This window comes from Sporosarcina gallistercoris, assembly GCF_050459885.1.
Taxonomy (GTDB): domain Bacteria; phylum Bacillota; class Bacilli; order Bacillales_A; family Planococcaceae; genus Sporosarcina; species Sporosarcina gallistercoris_A.
Map to the genome: position 1 here is coordinate 34,176 of NZ_JBCMNO010000005.1, position 15,942 is coordinate 50,117.

The following is a 15,942-nucleotide window of genomic DNA, read 5'->3' on the forward strand; positions in this document are numbered from 1 at the left end:
TTTTTTCGCGCCGGACAAGTACAATGAAAGAAGTAGTTTTGAAAGGAGCAATCGTCAATGGATGAAAACGTAAAATTGCTCGTCGTGGACGACGAAGACCGAATAAGACGACTTCTGACCATGTATCTCTCTCGAGAGGGCTATGAAATGGACGAAGCGTTTAATGGGGCGGAAGCGCTTGAGAAAATCGAAGCAAATCATTATGACTGTATCTTACTTGATGTCATGATGCCTGAAAAAAACGGAATGGAAGTATTGGAAGAACTGAGAATAGCTGAAAACCAAACTCCAGTCATCCTATTGACTGCAAAAGGGGAAGAATCGGATAGAGTCTCCGGCTTTGAAACGGGTGCCGATGATTACATCGTCAAACCTTTCAGTCCTCGTGAAGTGGTTCTGCGTGTGAAAGCCCTATTGCGGCGTACAGGATCATTTAACGGAGCACCAAGCACGGCAAACACCAAGGATCTAGTCGTATTCCCGCAACTAACAATCGATCACGATGCACATCGGGTCACAGCTGAAGGGAAAGAAGTCAGCTTGACACCAAAAGAGTATGAACTGTTATATTTCCTCGCAAAAGCTCCGGACAAAGTATTTGACCGTGAACAATTATTGAAGGAAGTATGGCATTACGAGTTTTTTGGTGACCTTAGAACAGTGGACACACATGTAAAGCGCTTAAGAGAGAAATTGAACAGAGTTTCTGAACGGGCTGCTAAAATGATTGTGACGGTTTGGGGAGTCGGCTATAAGTTTGAGGTGCCCTCTGAATGAATAGAATATGGAATTCAATCGTCGGGAAGCTATGGGCAACCATATTGCTTCTCGTTTCATTTGTCCTGTTTATTGTCACAGCGCTTTTATTGGAATTCTTTGATAATTTCCATACCCGTCAAGCCGAAGAAACCCTTGCACGTGAGGCGAAAACTGTCGGGAATATTATCATCGATCACGAAAACGAATCTGCTATGAAACTCGTCGTCAACGATATACTGAACAATGGCACTCAAGCCATGGTTGTCGGTAAAGACGGGCAAGTCGCTTACTCATTCCATGATGGTGTGACAAATGTTCAATCGATTGAAGAGAAGATTCTAAGTGAACAATTATTTAGTGAACGTAAGGAAGGGAATTCCTCAAAACAAATGATTCTTCCTTCCCTCTCTGGAAAAGAAGTTTCTGAACGCTATATAGTATCCTCCACTCCTTTGCCGAATAAGGGGGACGGTTATGTGGTGTTGTACCAGAGTTTCGAAGCAATCCATGACACGACAAAATGGACAACACACATCGTCTTGCTTTCTGCTTTTATTGCATTCATTTTGACAACATTTTTCGCATTCTTCCTTTCGACACGCATAACCCGACCTTTGCGCCAGATGAAAGAAGCTGCCTTTGAGTTATCGAAAGGTAATTTTGATGCTAGGATTCCTGTTAAGCAAAATGATGAAATTGGTCAACTCTCAACTGCATTTAACCAAATGGGCCGCCAGTTGAAATATAACGTGGAACTCATTAAGCAGGACAAAGAGCAATTATCGAGTATTTTGACCTCCATGACAGACGCTGTCATTACCTTCAATCGGGATAATACAATCCTGCTCAGTAATCCTCAAGCGGAGAAAGTGTTGCAAAAATGGTCATTTATTAACCAGGAGTCAAAAGAGCTGCTGCCTCCGGAAATTATTCACATGCTAGAACATGCTGTCATGTTTGCAGAGGAAGTGGATGCTGAACTAGAGCTCGGAAAACGGTTTTTCGTCGTAAAAATCAGTCCCTTGTACAGTAAGAATAGCATACGTGGGGCAGTAGCTGTTCTTCGTGATATGACAGAACAACATCAGCTTGACAAATTACGCTCGGACTTCATCGCAAATGTGTCGCACGAGTTACGAACGCCCATCTCCATGCTTCAGGGGTATAGTGAGGCCATACTGGATGGTGTTCCTGAGACGGCTGAGGAAAATCATGAAATGGTGAAAATCATTCATGATGAGTCACAGCGGATGGGGCGATTGGTGACAGATTTGCTAGATCTTGCACGCATGGAATCGGGACATATGCGTTTGTATAAATCGGAGATGGCAGTTGTTTCATTTTTAGAGCGGATGCGTAACAAATTCGCTCAAGTTGCGAAGGATGCAAACGTCAATCTTGAAGTGGAAGCGAATGGATCTGAAACACTTCATCTACAAGCAGATGAAGACCGGATTGAACAAGTCTTCACCAACTTAATCGACAATGCGATTCGTCATACACCTGACGGAGGGCGTGTGAAACTTTCTGTTGAGAAATATCCTAAATCGGTTGCCATCTCTGTCATAGATACGGGAAGTGGGATACCTGAAGAGGATTTACCTTTTGTTTTTGAGCGGTTCTATAAAGCGGACAAGGCTCGGACGCGTGGGAAAAGCGGAACTGGACTCGGACTTGCAATTGCTAAAAATATTGCAGAGTCCCATGGCGGGAGTATTAGTGCTAAAAGGGGGAATAAGGAAGGCACAATCTTCACTTGTGTGTTGCCTCTTGAATAAATGGCCGTGTAACTTAACGGTGTTTTAGCCGTCAACTTATTTGAACGAGGAGGATGATTGTGGACGACTCCGTATTCCATCATTTATATGATGCGTATCATCATGATGTATTCAACTTCTTGACATACTTGACGAAAGATCGTCAACTTGCAGAAGACTTGTCTCATGAAGTATACGTGAAAGCGATTCGTGCCTATTCCGCGTTCGAGGGACGGAGCAGCGAAAAAACATGGTTGTTCGCCATTGCTAAAAATGTATCGATTGATCATTTCCGGAAAAAGAAAGTTCGCAGCAAATATGATGCAACATTTTTCGACTGGGACAAAGATGACTTGAAAGCGATTGACAAGACGCCTGAACAGCAAACCCTTGAAAATGAAGTAATGCGTTCAGTTCTTGAAAAACTGGATTTGTGTACACTGGATCAGCGTCTTGTCATCATTATGCGCTATTTCAATGACTTGTCGATTGCAGATACTGCAGAAGTGTTAGGGTGGTCTCACGGGAAAGTGAAAACTACACAACATCGAGCACTGAAAATCTTAAGGACAAAAACTTTGGCGGAATTAGAGAGGGGGGAGCCGAATGGATCACAAACAAGAAGATGATGATTTGGAAAAGCTCCTGCACTCTATGCCGAAAATAAAGGATACCCGTTCTAAGGAAGAAGTTATGAAGCGTCTGGGGAACGATGAGCGACTACTCACCACCCCTTTAAAGCCGTTACGCAAGCGAGGAAAAATAGCGCCTCTCCTAGTCGCGGCAGCAGCGGTATTACTAGTTGCGGTGCTGATACCTTCCTTTATGAACTCAATGGATAATGGGACACACAGTGCAGATGAGGCCACCATACAAGAGTCTAGGGGAGTACCTGCAACTGCAAGAGAAGAAAAAGAAACGGAGAATTTTTCAAGGGATGCTACCGCAGAACCTTCCGCTTTTAAAGGAAATACTTCTCAATATGCAGTTTATCCTGCTGATCTGCAAGGGGGACGAATAGTGCATATGGGGGTGCAGGGCGGTCAGGCAGTTGCTCTTCCAATTTCGATTCTTTTGACTAGGGAACAAATCGAGGCCGAGGGGCTAACCGAATCTTCAACAGAACTTGAACTTTACAAGGCGTTCATCGGATTGGTGGATGAGCAAGCGTTAGGTTTTGAACCATTTCAACCAATGGATGCAACCTATACAGAAAAGGGTGATCAGCTGAACGTCGTTCTGAATGACACCCATGCTTATGATCAGTCAAGCTCTGCGCAGGAACTGTTTCTTCAATCCCTCATGCAAACGTTCCCATCTTACCGTGAAATTCATATACTAGATGGATCCGGGAATCCGGCAGAGTTTGACCAAGTCGGTCAACTTGAGCCGTTACGGATGCAAGGAGTCCAGGCGCATACGCCATATTACGTCTATCGACAGAAAAACGGTCAAGAGTACCTGTCGCCGAATTTTATGCAGCAAGCTGCTTCTTTTGAAGAGGCGCTTAAAGTCATGCAAATCGCACCAAACGATCTATTTGCAGCCGCGATTCCTGAAGAGTTGGATTTCACAGTGACGGAAAAGTATGGAGTGGCAGAAGTTGAATTCAGTGAGCGTGTTCGTTTTGATACCATGGATTTGGAAGAAGCAAGTCGACTGATAGATGCTCTTACGTTAACGGCAGCTAGTTTTGATGTCCAGTTGAAACTTTCCAATGTTGAACCGTTGGAATGGAATGGCTGGGATTTCAGGAAGCCCCTGCCGACTGCACTTGGTGCGAATCCCGTACAATATAACGAGTAATACTGACAGTCTGTAAACATACAAGTTTACAGACTGTTTTTTTTTCGGTATACTTGTCGTGTAACTAAATATTGATTCATCTTCGGGGCAGGGTGTAATTCCCGACCGGCGGAAATAGGAGCGAAAGCTTTTTAGCCCGCGAGCGTAACAGCTGATTCCAGTGAGATTCTGGAGCCGACAGTATAGTCTGGATGGGAGAAGGTGAAGGCGAAGCCGTCTTTTTGTCTGTTAGGCAACGGCTTATTTAAGTGCGGGCGTTCTTCTGAATGCTGGTGTCTTATTTAAACACGTCTACTCACTCCCTTTTGCATTTGTTTGCTTAAGGGAGTTTTTGTGAAGACAGACGAAAGATCAGGCGGAACCTTTCCTCTTTGTGAAGTGAATCGCAAAAGGAGAGAGTAGTATGAACAGTAAAAAATTAAGGGTGATGATTTTAGTCGCCATCCTAGGTAGCATTTCCACAGTTCTTATGCAGTTTAACTTCCCGCTGCCTGCGTTACCAGGATTTCTGAAAATCGACTTTAGTGAAATCCCCGCCGTATTAGCGGTGATGACATTAGGACCGGTTGCAGGAATCCTCGTAGAGTTATTGAAGAATATTCTTCATTGGTTCTTATCAGGAAGTCCGACAGGTGTACCTGTGGGGGAAATAGCGAACTTTGTGACGGGCATTTTATTCATCATGCCGATATACTTCATTTTCAACAAATTCCGTAACTCGCGCGGCTTAACTGCCGGTCTTCTAGCAGGTACAGTTTCTATGGCTGCAGGCATGAGTCTTTTGAATTATTTGGTCTTTTTGCCGGCATACACGTATTTTTTGAATGCACCCCCTGTAACAGGAGATGGGCTGTACAAAATGATCGTATTAGGAATCTTGCCTTTCAACCTCATTAAAGGTGCTATCTTAATGGCGATTTCTTTACTCCTCTTTAAAAGTATGCAGAATTGGATTTCTCAGCAGCATCGCAAATTATCGGTCTAACATAGAAAAGCAGGCTGTCCACGAAAGTTGTGGGCAGCCTGTTTTTCAATCTTCATATTTGAGTGGATCGCCTTCAAATGGATTGTCTGCGATTTTAATGGAGTCTGTTGGACATCCGTCAAATGCGTCTTCAAGGTCCTCCAGCAGTTCTTCTGGAACTTCAGTATTTCCCGTGTTATCATCGAGGATAACAAACGCAATTCCTTCATCATCGTAATCATAAATATCAGGCGCTGCAGCTCCGCAAGCCCCACAAGCGATACATGTGTCCTGATCTACGATTGTAAACTTTCGAGTAGACATGTTCGTTCTCTCCTCTTTTCTTCGCACTAGCAACTAGGTACTTCATCCATTCTAAAACGGTTTTCAGCAGTTTTCAACCTTTAACCACTAGAAAGTAGGGATTCTTCGTGAAGTTGAGTTCAATAATATTAAAGATAGCAGTAAAAATGGATGGGCAAAGGTCTTTGAATGCCAGTTTACATATCTTGCGTGGTAAGCGTTCAGGACAAACACTCCAAGACGTCGACTACTTTTCTGTCAAACCTTATTTCTCGATTCTTCCCAAACTTTCAGACTCAACTTTTGCAGAAGCTGTCAACTCCCTTCAATATGCAGGAATGATCAGTGAGAGTGAAGGGATTGTGACAGTCACTGCAATAGGAAAGGGAAAGGCGGATGAATTATCTGACTTTCAGTTCGATGGATGGCATTACAGAGGCCGTGAAGAAATTTTCTTTTTGCGGTTGGTTTTATTGGTTCAAACACTCTCTCAGTTACGAAATTCCCGAAACTCCTTTCATCCAATAACGAATGATCGTAAAATTCAACAGTTTGTCAAAGAAGTCCTGCATGCTCAAAGAGGTTCACGCACAAGTAGCGCTTGCTCTCTCGCTGAAGAATTGTTACTCGCGTTGAAAATGACCGGTATTTCTGATTTGCAGGCAGCATTGGTGAGTCATCGTTTAACCGGTGCTGATGCATCAGGGTGGACATGGGAGCAGCTTGGAGAATCCACCGGAGAGACGGTCGGCAGTCTGCAGCTTGAGTATCTTGAAGCGCTCCACCGACTGATCGCTGTATTAGAAAGAGTAGATGCAGCAAACCAACTGCCCTTATTACATATGCTCGCAGCGGGTATTCGCATTGAAACCCCTCTCACAGAATCGACAGCGGTTACAAAAAAATTATTTGACCAAGGGTTATCTATCGATGAGATTTCAGTTGTCCGGCAATTGAAAGTGAATACCATTGAAGATCATATTGCTGAAATTGCAGCGAACGACAGAGATTTCCCTATTCTACGATTTGTGCAGTCTTCGGATCAGTTGGCGGTTCAACAAGAAGTAAATAGAAACAGCGTGAAGCGGCTGCGTCTTTTAAAAGACAAGTTTCCCCACTTATCCTATTTTCAGTTGCGTCTTATATTAAGTACATCGAAAGGAGAACTTGTATAATGGATCTTCATCAGGAACTTAAAAGCCGATTCGGATTTAACCATTTCCGTCCAGGTCAAGAAGAAGTCATCCTCTCCGTATTGAAACGTAATGATACGATTGCCATACTGCCTACAGGAGTGGGAAAGTCTTTGTGCTATCAGTTACCCGGTGAAATGATGGATGGACTTGTCCTCGTCGTGTCACCTCTTGTTTCGTTAATGGAAGACCAAGTGGCGAGTATTCGGAAACGTGGTGAAAAACGCGTGGCGGCACTCAATTCTTTTCTATCCTCTGAAGAGCGGAAATCTGTATTGGATGAAATCCATAAAATCAAGTTTCTGTTCATCTCACCTGAAATGATCAGCCGTCCGGATATGACCAACTTTTTGATGAAATTACCGATTTCAATTCTCGTAGTGGACGAAGCCCATTGTATTTCACAGTGGGGATTCGACTTTCGTCCGGATTATTTACGATTAGGGGAATTCATCCGCTCAGCTGGAAATCCACCTATTCTTGCGTTGACTGCCACTGCAGATGCGCGGGTGGAAACGGATATCATCCGCTACTTACATATGTCTAAACCGAACGTTATCCGGCAGTCATTGGATCGGCCAAACCTAACATATACGGTCCAACAGCTGGAAATGGAAGCGGATAAAACAGCATGGCTGAAGGAACGCTTGATCACAACAAAGGGACCTGGAATCATATATGTTGCTTCTAGGAAACGTGCGGAAGAACTGACGCGTGTACTACAACAAGAAGGGATCGCGATTGCTTCGTACCATGCCGGTAAAGAAGCGGGGGACCGGAATATAATCCAGCAACAATTTCTAACTGGAGAAATAACTTGGATTTGTGCGACCAATGCTTTTGGAATGGGTGTACACAAAGATAATATCCGGCAAGTCATCCATGACCAATTACCGCAATCTGCGGCTGCCTATGTCCAAGAAGCAGGACGTGCTGGAAGAGATGGAGAGCTTTCTGCAGCAGTGTTGTTATATGTCATGGGCGACGAACAAAAGGTTCGTTTCATAGTGCAGCATGACTTGCCTGATGAATCGCAGGTCCGTCATTTTGCAGCGATGCGGACATCTGGCCAGTCGATTGAATCATCGGCGGAACTGGCCGGGATTTCTGAAACAGGCTCTAGGATCCTGCGGTATTATTTAGAGACCCATTCAATAGACGGCGTTCTCAAAATGTTCACAAAGCTAAAGTACGACAAAGAAGAGAAGCTAAGGCAAATGATTGCATATGTCCAAGCGGACTCCTGTTTACGAGCACAATTACTCTCTTATTTTGATGAAAGCTCTCCGCTCAAGCATGATATGTGCTGTTCCGTATGCGGTACGGCTAATGATGAATGGCTTTTAAGTAACGGGCGGCCAGCGAATCCAAGAAGACTCTTGCCGTGGCAGGAGAGAATTCGGCTATTGCTTTGTTAGGAGACCTCATTGACGTTTACATTTACGACAAAATTCGTCATAATAAAGATATAGTAATAGGGGATAGGAGAATGCCACTATGACAAAAAGTGACTATAACTCAGAGTTCGAAGAAAATAGAAAAGAGATCGACTTAGGTGAGAATACCAATGGCGATCTCCCCTCTCGCGTTAAATTAAGACAAAATAAGAATGGAACACCCAAGAAGAATAAGAAAGAATCAAGAAAAGGGCTAACGCTCATAAATGTTGTTCTTGTTCTTTTTACATTGATTCCGATTGGGATATTTGTGTATGTCCTTTCAGATTTGTATAATCCTAAAGATGAAACGACCGTCAATATTGAAAAATCAGGGGTAACCTATGAACTCGGTGCCAGTCAATCACCGAATTCTTCGAGCGATGCTCCGGCGGATGCTGATGAAAATAAAGAAGATGGCAAAACAAAGACGGATGAAGACGCAAAAAAAGATGATAAAGTGGAAGCTCCGAAGCCGGAACAAAAACCTGAGGTCACAGAAAAACCGAAACCGAAACCGGATCCTAAACCGGAACCAAAGCCGGAACCAAAACCGGAACCAAAGCCGGAACCAAAACCGGAACCAAAGCCGGAACCAAAACCAGAACCAAAACCGGATCCCAAGCCTGAAACTAAACCAGAAGTGAAACCAGTTGCAAAATCACATACCGTTCAGCCGAAGGAAACGCTTTACCGGATTTCGGTCACTTATTATGGTTCAGGCAGCGGTGTTGAAAAAATCAAAGCAGCAAATGGTTTATCGTCAAATTCAATCAGTGTTGGACAAACGCTGGTTATTCCTTAATTACAAATTTTGAAAAGGCAAAGTACGCTGACTTTGCCTTTTTCATATGGCAGGTGGATGTATGAAAAATTTTTGGATAGCAATGAGTGTATTATTCACAGGTTTAGGCTTTTTGCTGGGAGGTATGTTTTATAGTGCACATCGGACTTCTTTAAAGATCCACCGAATGAAAGTGAACGCGTCATCGACAGCTGACCGGGAGCTCACTGCATTTTTCATTAGTGATGTGCACAGGAGAAGGATTCCTACGAAACTTTTAAATAAAGTCAGATCTCATTCCAGTTCGGTCGACCTCGTTATTATTGGCGGCGATCTAGCGGAAAAAGGTGTCTCCCCAGTACGTGTGAAGAATAATATTCGGAAACTTGCTGCTTTAGGACCTGTCTATTACGTATGGGGTAACAATGATCGGGAAATAGGGGAAACGACCATTCGGCAAGTTATTGCAGATGTCGGTGGGACCATACTGGATAATAGAAGTGTGCGTATCCCTGATCACCCGGACTGGATTATTAGCGGTGCAGATGATCCTTCAAGCGGAAATACGGATTTACAAAAAGCAGTGTCATTTGAGGAAGATTATTCGTATCAGCTTGTGGCAGTCCACAATCCATCACTGTTCAATAAGATTCAGCAAATTTCTCAACCTGATCTCCTCGTAGGGGGGCATACGCATGGAGGACAGATTCGATTCGGTCGATTCGGCATGCAGCCTAGGGGAGAGTTCAAAGTTGAAACGTCTTGTGTACGACTGATAAGTAATGGATTTGGAACCACGTTGGTCCCGTTGCGTTTCGGCGCCCCCCCAGAAACGCACTTGATAATAATTCGGTACGAAAAAAGGAGTGGAACAAGTCGACATGCTTAAAACGGATGCCATTATAATAGGAGCAGGTCCTTGTGGACTATCTGCTGCTATCCATTTACAACGGTTAGGTCTGGATGTATTGCTTATTGAAAAGGGGAGTATAGTGAACTCCATCAATCGCTATCCAACTCATCAGACATTTTTTAGTTCCAGCTTGAAATTATCGATAGGCAATATTCCATTTATCACCGCGAAAGATAAGCCTCAACGCAATGATGCGCTTGTTTACTATCGCACAGTAGCTGAACTCGAACAATTGACGATAAACAGTGATGAAACGGTTTTGTCTGTAAAAAAATCAGGGCAGGTTTTTCATCTCACTACGGAAAAGGCTGTGTATGAAACTTCGTACGTCGTAGTTGCGACAGGTTATTATGACCAACCGAACCGCCTTGAAGCAGTCGGTGCAGACTTACCACACGTCCATCACTATTTTAAAGAAGCACATCCATACTTCCGCAAGAATGTAGTAGTGATTGGTGGTAAAAATTCTGCAGTAGATGCTGCACTTGAGCTCCAGCGGGCAGGCGCTAACGTAACAGTCGTTTATCGTGGATCATCCTATTCATCCAGTGTGAAGCCATGGATTTTACCTGGATTTGAAAGTCTGGTGAATAACGGGCAAATCAGAATGATGTTTCAAGCTGCTGTTGAAGAAATAACAGAGGATTCTGTTCGTGTCCAAACAGAATCGGGCGTACAAGAAATCCAGGCAGATGCTGTATTCGCCATGATTGGTTATCATCCTGACTATACTTTCCTAAAAAGTATAGGGATCCAGTTGGAACAGGAAAGCGGATGTCCCTTGTTCAACGAAGAAACAATGGAAACTTCAGTAGAGGGTCTATATATTGCCGGGGTAATTGCTGCGGGGAATAATGCCAATTCAATTTTTATTGAAAACGGCAGGCATCATGGAGAGGCAATTGCCTTATCGATTTCCGATAAGATAAATACAAATTGCTAACAAAACAGGTAATTGTTGTTCTAATTATGTTATAATCTCCCTGACTGGGGGTGCGAAGCTTGATAATTTTGTTTACTGTTGCGATTGCTCCTTCACTGGCATTATTCAGTTATTTATACTTGAGAAAAGAAATTTCAAGGGAACCTTCGCGCACTCTTTTTCAGGCATTTGTCTACGGAGCGGTCATGACCTTTCCTATCCTGTTCATTCAACATGTTTTTGAGCAGGAACAGGTTTTCGAAAATGCATTTTTACAGAATACTCTTTTCACGGGTATTTTGGAAGAATTTTTCAAATGGCTCATTTTACTAGTCTTTGTTTATAAAAATTTCGAGTTTGAGGATGCCTACGATGGAATTCTTTTTGGAGCCAGTGTTTCTTTAGGATTCGCGACTGTTGAAAATATTTTATTTTTGTTCACATTCGGACTGGACACAGCATTTATCCGTGCGTTATTGCCGGTATCGAGTCATGCATTGTTCGGTGTTGTAATGGGATACTATTTTGGAAGAGCTAAATTTGCTACAACAGATAAGAAGAAACTAAATTTATTCCTTGCTTTTGTTTTTCCTTTTTTGTTGCATGTTACGTACAATGCAATTTTGGAGATTCATGATCTGTGGCTCTATTTAATGATCCCATTCATGCTTTTTTTATGGTGGTTTGGGCTCACGAGGGTGAAATATGCACATGTATTTGCAATGAGGCAATTTCAAAAAAGATCAAGATAGTGATCAAGCCATCCGTTTCCAATGGATGGTTTTTTTTTGTGCGCAATTGGAACTGTGTGTCATAAATCCAGTAATTTAGGACAGTCTAAGTTCATTAAGAAGAACGACTGGAGGAAACGACATGAAGAAGACATTGCGGGTAATGTTGATTGGCTTTTTGTTTTTTGTTGGCATTCAATTCTCACTATCAACTGATTCCCACGCTTTTACTGATCGGCAATTAGCAAAAGGGACAAAAGGAGACGATGTCATTGAACTTCAAGCGAGGCTTCAATTTATCGGATTCTTCAAAGGGAAAATAGATGGAAACTTTGGGTATCAAACGTATTGGGCATTGAGGGAGTTCCAGGAAAAGTATGGAATGCCCGTGGATGGAATAGCGGGGACTAAGACAAAGAAAAAGTTGACAGCGATTTCTTCATATGACAAGAAGTTTGTTATGGATAATATTAAGAACGGAAAGGAATTCACTCACTATGGGGGGAAACCATTGTCTTCCCAAGTGAAAGGGGGAACGGCTGCTAAAAAGCCAAGTACACAAGTCCCTTCAAAATATAGTGCAGATGATTTAAAGCTGTTAGCTAATGCTGTGTACGGTGAATCTCGAGGAGAACCTTATGAAGGACAAGTTGCTGTAGCAGCTGTCATCTTAAATCGGATTGAGCATCCGGATTTCCCGAATACAGTGGGCGGAGTGATTTTCCAGCCGGGGGCTTTTACTGCTGTGTCAGACGGTCAAATTTGGTTGACGCCGAATGAACGGGCAAAAGAAGCGGTAATTGACGCCATGAATGGATGGGATCCTTCTGAGAATGCAATTTATTATTTTAACCCGGTGACAGCTACGAGCAAATGGATCTGGTCCCGACCGCAAATCAAGAAAATAGGAATGCATATATTTTGTGATTAACAAGAATTCCGCTTCACAGTAAGAAATTAAAATTTATACAGAAAGCAGGTGCATCACGTACTCATGAAAAGAATAGTGTTTCTCGCTGTATTCGCGATTGTTTCTTTGTCTGTATATTCCTATTCAATAGCTATGCAAAATAAGGACTTGCAAAATGCCCTGTCTGTCCAGTATGCAAAAAATATTTCCGATGCTTCATCGAAATTACAAGAGCTTGATGGAGCTGTAAAGAAGACGTTGCTGTTCAATCAGGGTCAAGGAGATCTTGAGGCGCGTGAGGATATTTGGCGGTTATCTTCGGATATCCAACAGTCCGTGGCGTCACTCCCTCTCGATCAACGTTTTTCAACGACATGGATGAACTATTTAGGCAGGTTAGGGAAGTTCTCGAAAGAAGGGGATGAACGAACCGATCCTGCAGAATTCCACAAAGTCATGGATCGTGCTTCTCAAAACATTGAAAGTCTTTCTGACCAATGGTCAATTGCAACTGCTGATATGGCAAATGGTAATCTTTCGATGAAAGAATGGCAAGATAAACTGGATGGCGAGAAGGCCACTTTTGATTGGAAAGGATTAAGTGCCTCTATCCAACAATATACGGAAAGTGATTTTCCTCTAACGGCGAGTGAATCGGATGCATTAAAGAAGAAAGAATTGAAGCATATCAAAGATCCGAAAATCACGAAAGAAGAGGCACTTGCCAAGTTCAAAAAACTTTTTCCGGATGTGTCTGACCAAGTGATCGACACGACAAATAGTAAACCAGGAGCAGCGTATCCTTTTTACCATATCCGATTTTCCGATCAAGATTCAATCGGTTATATCGATATTACACAAAAGGGCGGACATATCCTGTCTTTCCTTACAGAACGTCCGGCAGGAACAGGAACTATGGAATTGGAAAGTGTACGTAATCGGGTAGAAACGTTTTTAAAAGATTCAGGATACACAGATGTGGTCTATGAAGAGGTAAGGGAAAATGATACGGCATTCCACTTTGTCTATACACGAGTAGAGAAAATGCATCAAGCAAAAGTTTTATCCGACACGATTCAAATCAAGGCCGCAAAAGAGGATGGGCGGATATTAGGGCTCAACGCCGCAGAGTATATACGAAAAGAACAACTTAAAGACCAGCCGATGATAAAAATTGATTGGGGGACTTTTTTCCATAAGAATGTCAAAGTGCACAAGCAAGAATTGGTTTATGTTGAAAATGAACATGGAATCCAGCGGCTCGCTTATTCCTTAACGGTGACATTGGAAGAAAATGGTGAGACTGGAACGTATGTCGTCCTTGTGGATACGGAAACAAAAGATGTCATCCGCACGGAGAAGCAAGCTTAAAATAGGGATTGGAAAATCCCGGTTATCGTGTCATACTAATAGTATGAATCATGACAGGTGGCGGTTTGATGAAGCTTGCATTGGGAACCTCAATCACAATAGACAAAGACTATACTGAAGAGGGAGAAAAATATAAAAGCCGAGTTGTGGACCTCGGGAATGATTGTGTGATGATCGATTATCCCACTCATCTTGAGACAGGAAGAACCGCTTTCTTCATGGACGGTACTCAACTTCTTATCTCTTTTGTCGATGAGTTGAAAATGGCGTACGTCTTTAAAACGGAAGTGATGGGAAGACTGAACAGGGGAATTCCGATGCTGCAGCTCACCTATCCTGGAGATGGGGGGCTGATTAAAATACAACGCCGCGAATTTGTTCGGGTTGACTCGTCCTTGGACGTTGCGGTGGACAAAGATGGCACAATCCACCAGCTTGTCGCCGAAGACATCAGCGCAGGCGGGATGGCGGTCAATCTATCAAGAACAAATTTGGAAGAAGATGATATCGTCAAGCTGACAATTGTACTTCCATATGCGAATAGTTCGATAAAATATGTACGGGTGAACGCGAGAATCGTTCGTATTTGGGAGAAGGATGGCCGTCGAATTGCATCGATGCAATTCGACCAGATCGATTCCGAATCCCGTCAGCAAATCATTCGGTTATGCTTTGAAAGACAATTAAAAAAAAGGAACGAATAGGAAAAGGTCTTTACGAATAAGACTTTTTCCTTTTCGCTATGGTACAATGTTTTCGAATTGAGTACGGGGGTAATAGATATGGAAAATGGAATACAAATCGCTATAGATGGACCTGCAGCTGCAGGAAAAAGCACCATTGCAAAAATTACTGCAAGTAAATTAGGATATACGTACATCGATACAGGTGCAATGTACCGAGCTCTGACATATAAGGCGTTGAAAGAGCATATAGATGTATATGACGATGACGCACTCTCTCAATTGTTAGAGCGGATTGTCATTGAATTGGAACCTACGGAAAATGGACAAATTGTAAGGGTGGATGGCGCGGATGTAACTGACGCAATCCGTTCACAAGAAGTGACGTCAAATGTATCTGCTACTGCTGCTCAACCACGAGTAAGAGAGATGATGGTGGAAAAGCAACGACTTTTAGCCACTAGCAAAGGTGTTGTCATGGACGGCAGGGATATCGGGACAGCGGTACTCCCAAGTGCAGAATTGAAGATATATATGACAGCATCTGTGGAAGAGCGTGCTGCACGACGTTTTGTTGAAAACACAAAAAGAGGAATTGATCGTCCTTTGGATCAGCTATGCCAAGACATATCCAATCGGGATAAGGCCGATATGGAACGGGTCGCATCACCTTTGAAACAAGCAAGTGATGCAATTCTTATCGACACCACATCGATGAGTATTGAAGAGGTTGCTGATACGATCATTCAGCATGCGGAAAAGAGGAAAAGCCGATGAATCTATATCCTCTTGGTAAAGTACTTTGTACTGCTGTGTTAAAACCTTTCTATCGAATCAAAGTTATAGGTAAAGAGAATTTCCCTAAAGAACAGGGGGTCCTGTTATGTACGAATCATATCGATAACCTGGATCCGCCTGTTGTCGGGTTGACAGCACCCCGTCCCGTGCACTTCATGGCGAAAGAAGAACTCTTTCAATTACCTGTCTTGAAGTCTGTACTGCCGAATGTGAACGCATTTCCAGTAAAACGCGGACTTAGCGATCGCCAGGCAATCCGTAAAGCGCTTGAATTACTTCGGTCCGGACAAGTAGTTGGAATGTTTCCTGAAGGAACAAGGAGTAAAACTGGAGAATTAGGGAAAGGATTGACAGGAGCAGGTTTTTTTGCACTAAAAGGCGATGCGTTAGTCATGCCTTGTGCAATAATCGGCTCATATCGTCCATTCCAACAGCTGAAAGTGGTATACGGGGAACCAATCGATATGAGTCCGTTACGTGAACGTAAAGCTTCTGCAGAAGAAGCTACAGAAGTGATTATGAGCGCCATACAACAGCTAATAGAAAAAAATCGTTGACAAACAAGTTCAATTTTTTGTTTTTATGGGTATATTCCAATAGTATAGAACTATG

The 15,942-nt window shown here is 43.0% G+C and carries 17 protein-coding genes and 1 riboswitch; of the genes, 16 read left to right on the plus strand and 1 reads right to left on the minus strand.

Features of this window, described 5'->3' with window-relative positions; all coding sequences use genetic code 11:
- Window positions 1-57 precede the first annotated feature (57 nt).
- The 5 genes from ABE021_RS02050 (at window position 58) to ABE021_RS02070 (ending at window position 5,307) form a co-directional block, all read left to right on the plus strand.
- On the plus strand, window positions 58-777 hold the full coding sequence (locus ABE021_RS02050; RefSeq protein WP_430286504.1) for a response regulator transcription factor: 720 nt from the start codon (window positions 58-60) through the stop codon (window positions 775-777).
- The gene (locus ABE021_RS02055) at window positions 774-2,537 is read left to right on the plus strand and encodes an ATP-binding protein (RefSeq protein WP_430286505.1); all 1,764 of its coding nucleotides are present in this window, start codon (window positions 774-776) and stop codon (window positions 2,535-2,537) included. Before ABE021_RS02050 ends, ABE021_RS02055 begins: the two co-directional genes overlap by 4 nt.
- Before the next feature lie 59 nt (window positions 2,538-2,596).
- Window positions 2,597-3,145, plus strand: coding sequence for a sigma-70 family RNA polymerase sigma factor (locus ABE021_RS02060; RefSeq protein WP_430286506.1), 549 nt, complete (start codon window positions 2,597-2,599; stop codon window positions 3,143-3,145).
- Window positions 3,123-4,322 carry a hypothetical protein gene (locus ABE021_RS02065; protein ID WP_430286507.1) on the plus strand — a complete coding sequence of 400 codons (1,200 nt, stop codon included), beginning with the start codon at window positions 3,123-3,125 and terminating at the stop codon, window positions 4,320-4,322. Before ABE021_RS02060 ends, ABE021_RS02065 begins: the two co-directional genes overlap by 23 nt.
- A gap of 74 nt (window positions 4,323-4,396) precedes the next feature.
- Window positions 4,397-4,529: riboswitch (FMN riboswitch) on the plus strand.
- A gap of 196 nt (window positions 4,530-4,725) precedes the next feature.
- Window positions 4,726-5,307, plus strand: a complete 582-nt coding sequence (locus ABE021_RS02070; protein ID WP_430286508.1) for an ECF transporter S component — start codon at window positions 4,726-4,728, stop codon at window positions 5,305-5,307.
- 45 nt (window positions 5,308-5,352) lie between these two features.
- Here the strand turns inward: ABE021_RS02070 and ABE021_RS02075 are convergent, their stop codons facing one another.
- Window positions 5,353-5,610: a ferredoxin gene (locus ABE021_RS02075; RefSeq protein ID WP_430286509.1), complete on the minus strand. Its 258-nt coding sequence runs from the start codon at window positions 5,608-5,610 to the stop codon at window positions 5,353-5,355.
- A 107-nt stretch (window positions 5,611-5,717) separates the two neighbouring features.
- Here ABE021_RS02075 and ABE021_RS02080 point away from each other — a divergent pair, with 107 nt between their 5' ends.
- The 11 genes from ABE021_RS02080 (at window position 5,718) to ABE021_RS02130 (ending at window position 15,887) form a co-directional block, all read left to right on the plus strand.
- A complete protein-coding gene (locus ABE021_RS02080) occupies window positions 5,718-6,764 on the plus strand; it encodes a helix-turn-helix domain-containing protein (RefSeq protein ID WP_430286510.1) in 1,047 nt (348 codons plus the stop codon).
- Window positions 6,764-8,200 carry a RecQ family ATP-dependent DNA helicase gene (locus tag ABE021_RS02085; RefSeq protein WP_430286511.1) on the plus strand — a complete coding sequence of 479 codons (1,437 nt, stop codon included), beginning with the start codon at window positions 6,764-6,766 and terminating at the stop codon, window positions 8,198-8,200. Before ABE021_RS02080 ends, ABE021_RS02085 begins: the two co-directional genes overlap by 1 nt.
- A 79-nt stretch (window positions 8,201-8,279) precedes the next feature.
- Window positions 8,280-9,023, plus strand: a complete 744-nt coding sequence (locus ABE021_RS02090) for a LysM peptidoglycan-binding domain-containing protein (protein WP_430286512.1) — start codon at window positions 8,280-8,282, stop codon at window positions 9,021-9,023.
- A gap of 61 nt (window positions 9,024-9,084) precedes the next feature.
- Window positions 9,085-9,891, plus strand: a complete 807-nt coding sequence (locus ABE021_RS02095) for a metallophosphoesterase (protein ID WP_430286513.1) — start codon at window positions 9,085-9,087, stop codon at window positions 9,889-9,891.
- Window positions 9,884-10,858 carry a YpdA family putative bacillithiol disulfide reductase gene (locus tag ABE021_RS02100; protein WP_430286515.1) on the plus strand — a complete coding sequence of 325 codons (975 nt, stop codon included), beginning with the start codon at window positions 9,884-9,886 and terminating at the stop codon, window positions 10,856-10,858. The genes ABE021_RS02095 and ABE021_RS02100 overlap by 8 nt, the downstream gene beginning before the upstream one ends.
- A 59-nt stretch (window positions 10,859-10,917) precedes the next feature.
- Window positions 10,918-11,589 carry a glutamic-type intramembrane protease PrsW gene (gene prsW / locus ABE021_RS02105; protein WP_430286516.1) on the plus strand — a complete coding sequence of 224 codons (672 nt, stop codon included), beginning with the start codon at window positions 10,918-10,920 and terminating at the stop codon, window positions 11,587-11,589.
- 142 nt (window positions 11,590-11,731) lie between these two features.
- Window positions 11,732-12,499 carry a spore cortex-lytic enzyme gene (gene sleB, locus ABE021_RS02110; protein ID WP_430286956.1) on the plus strand — a complete coding sequence of 256 codons (768 nt, stop codon included), beginning with the start codon at window positions 11,732-11,734 and terminating at the stop codon, window positions 12,497-12,499.
- Between the two features lie 63 nt (window positions 12,500-12,562).
- Window positions 12,563-13,849, plus strand: coding sequence for a PepSY1/2 domain-containing protein (locus ABE021_RS02115; protein WP_430286518.1), 1,287 nt, complete (start codon window positions 12,563-12,565; stop codon window positions 13,847-13,849).
- A gap of 68 nt (window positions 13,850-13,917) precedes the next feature.
- A complete protein-coding gene (locus tag ABE021_RS02120; RefSeq protein ID WP_430286519.1) occupies window positions 13,918-14,553 on the plus strand; it encodes a flagellar brake protein in 636 nt (211 codons plus the stop codon).
- 78 nt (window positions 14,554-14,631) lie between these two features.
- Window positions 14,632-15,309 (plus strand): (d)CMP kinase, encoded by a 678-nt coding sequence (cmk, locus tag ABE021_RS02125; RefSeq protein WP_430286521.1) that lies wholly within the window; start codon window positions 14,632-14,634, stop codon window positions 15,307-15,309.
- On the plus strand, window positions 15,306-15,887 hold the full coding sequence (locus ABE021_RS02130) for a lysophospholipid acyltransferase family protein (RefSeq protein WP_430286522.1): 582 nt from the start codon (window positions 15,306-15,308) through the stop codon (window positions 15,885-15,887). Before cmk ends, ABE021_RS02130 begins: the two co-directional genes overlap by 4 nt.
- Window positions 15,888-15,942 lie beyond the last annotated feature (55 nt).

What these genes read in the sequence shown, in the direction of transcription:
- ABE021_RS02055 (WP_430286505.1), top strand. Translation starts at nt 774, where the DNA reads ATGAATAGAATATGGAATTCAATCGTCGGGAAGCTATGGGCAACCATA.
- ABE021_RS02070 (WP_430286508.1), top strand. Translation starts at nt 4,726, where the DNA reads ATGAACAGTAAAAAATTAAGGGTGATGATTTTAGTCGCCATCCTAGGT.
- ABE021_RS02130 (WP_430286522.1), top strand. Translation starts at nt 15,306, where the DNA reads ATGAATCTATATCCTCTTGGTAAAGTACTTTGTACTGCTGTGTTAAAA.
- sleB (WP_430286956.1), top strand. Translation starts at nt 11,732, where the DNA reads ATGTTGATTGGCTTTTTGTTTTTTGTTGGCATTCAATTCTCACTATCA.
- ABE021_RS02095 (WP_430286513.1), top strand. Translation starts at nt 9,085, where the DNA reads ATGAAAAATTTTTGGATAGCAATGAGTGTATTATTCACAGGTTTAGGC.
- ABE021_RS02085 (WP_430286511.1), top strand. Translation starts at nt 6,764, where the DNA reads ATGGATCTTCATCAGGAACTTAAAAGCCGATTCGGATTTAACCATTTC.
- ABE021_RS02115 (WP_430286518.1), top strand. Translation starts at nt 12,563, where the DNA reads ATGAAAAGAATAGTGTTTCTCGCTGTATTCGCGATTGTTTCTTTGTCT.
- ABE021_RS02075 (WP_430286509.1), bottom strand. Translation starts at nt 5,610, where the DNA reads ATGTCTACTCGAAAGTTTACAATCGTAGATCAGGACACATGTATCGCT.
- ABE021_RS02050 (WP_430286504.1), top strand. Translation starts at nt 58, where the DNA reads ATGGATGAAAACGTAAAATTGCTCGTCGTGGACGACGAAGACCGAATA.
- ABE021_RS02090 (WP_430286512.1), top strand. Translation starts at nt 8,280, where the DNA reads ATGACAAAAAGTGACTATAACTCAGAGTTCGAAGAAAATAGAAAAGAG.
- ABE021_RS02100 (WP_430286515.1), top strand. Translation starts at nt 9,884, where the DNA reads ATGCTTAAAACGGATGCCATTATAATAGGAGCAGGTCCTTGTGGACTA.
- ABE021_RS02065 (WP_430286507.1), top strand. Translation starts at nt 3,123, where the DNA reads ATGGATCACAAACAAGAAGATGATGATTTGGAAAAGCTCCTGCACTCT.
- ABE021_RS02120 (WP_430286519.1), top strand. Translation starts at nt 13,918, where the DNA reads ATGAAGCTTGCATTGGGAACCTCAATCACAATAGACAAAGACTATACT.
- cmk (WP_430286521.1), top strand. Translation starts at nt 14,632, where the DNA reads ATGGAAAATGGAATACAAATCGCTATAGATGGACCTGCAGCTGCAGGA.